Source organism: Cellulomonas fimi (assembly GCF_012952065.1).
GTDB lineage: Bacteria > Actinomycetota > Actinomycetes > Actinomycetales > Cellulomonadaceae > Pengzhenrongella > Pengzhenrongella fimi_A.
This window is the reverse complement of record NZ_JABCJJ010000068.1, coordinates 1-1,567: the sequence shown is the minus strand read 5'-3', so window position 1 is coordinate 1,567 and position 1,567 is coordinate 1. Positions and strand designations below refer to the sequence as shown.

Genomic DNA, 1,567 nt, shown 5'->3' with positions numbered 1-1,567 from the left:
CTGACATGAAGATGGCTGCCAGGCCACGGGCGCTACGGGCGTCAGCCGGTGGCGGGTAGTGGGTTGAGGGTGACGTCGTAGCCGAGCTGGCGGAGTTGGGTCAGGGCGCGCTGCTTGGTCTTGTCCGGGGTGCGCCGGGTGTAGTAGTCGCCGCCGAGGTCGGTGTAGCCGACGTCGGCGGTGAGCATGTGCCAGATCGCGGTGAGCAGGGTGTGTTCGATCGCGACGAGGGCTTTCATCGGACCGCGTCGGGAGGCGATGCGCCGGTAACGGGCGGCGAGTCGGGTGTTCTGCCTGCTGCGCGCGATGCTCAGCGCGGCGATCCCCAGGGCGCCTTTGAGGTAGGGATTGCCGGGGCGGGTCTTGGTGGACTTGATCCGGCCGGCGGACTCGTGGCTACCCGGTGCGGTGCCGGCCCAGGACGCCAGGTGCGCGGCGGTGGGGAACCGGGTCATGTCCGCACCGGTCTCGGCGATGATGATGTCGGCCAACGTGGTGCTGATCCCGGGCACGGTCACGATCAGGTCGCGGGCGCGACGAAACGGCGCGATCACCACCTCGATCCGCGCGGTGAGCTCCTCGATGGCCTGGGTGTGCTGGTCGATCAGGGTCAGGTGCAACCGGGCCAGGAACGCGTGGTGGGCGGTGAACCGTCCGGTCAACGCCTCGGTCAGGGCGGGGATCTTGTCCCGCAGTCGGGCGCGGGCCAGGTCGGCGAGGACCGCCGGGTCGTGAACACCGTCGATCATCGCCGTGAGCATCGCCCGGCCGGACGGGCCGCTGATGTCGGTCGCGACCGACGTCAGCTTGACCCCGGCGTCCTCGAGCAGCTTCTCCAGCCGCTGCCACTCCCGGGTCCGTTCCCGGGTGACCGCGGTCCTGGTCCGGGTCAGGTCCCGCAGCTCACGGATCGGCTGCGGCGGCACGAACGAACCGCGCACCAGGCCATGGGCACCGAGCTGGGCGAGCCAGGTCGCGTCCGAGACGTCGGTCTTGCGACCCGGCACGTTCTTGACCTGCCGGGCATTGACCAGCAGCACCTCGAACGGACCGTCCTCGAGCAGGTAGTAGAACGGCTTCCAGTAGTCCCCGGTCGCCTCCATCACCACCAACGTGACCTGCTGCTCGATCAGATGCTCGCGCAACGCGAGGATCTGCCCGGTCATCGACGACCACGTCGTCACCGTCGACTTCGCGCCCGCCCGGCCCGGCGAGGCGATCCGCACGCACACCTTCGCGTCGCGCTTGCTCACGTCCACTCCCGCGCAACGCGGGTGAAGAAGATCCATCAGACGTCCCCTTCCTGGTCCGGGATGCAAAAGCGCCGGTCCCGGGGAGGGCGAGAAGACTGACAAGTCTGACATTCGTGCTCGAGGCAACACTCCACGGTTCCCGTGGTTGCCCCCCACCACCATGCTCAGCCACAAGCTCACAGGCACTAGAGGCGTTCCGGCGTTGACCGGGACCGACCCGACCACGATGAACCCACCGGCGAGCCCGAGGCAACCGCCACATCCCAGCGCCATCTTCCCCACCCACGATGCGCCCGCAGGGCGCTCAAATGCTC

The 1,567-nt window shown here is 68.7% G+C and carries 1 protein-coding gene; it reads right to left on the bottom strand.

Going from position 1 to position 1,567, the window contains the following annotated elements:
* Positions 1 to 41: 41 nt before the first annotated feature.
* Positions 42 to 1,289, bottom strand: a complete 1,248-nt coding sequence (locus tag HIR71_RS16210) for an IS110 family RNA-guided transposase (RefSeq protein WP_169326094.1) — start codon at positions 1,287 to 1,289, stop codon at positions 42 to 44.
* Between the last annotated feature and the right edge of the window lie 278 nt (positions 1,290 to 1,567).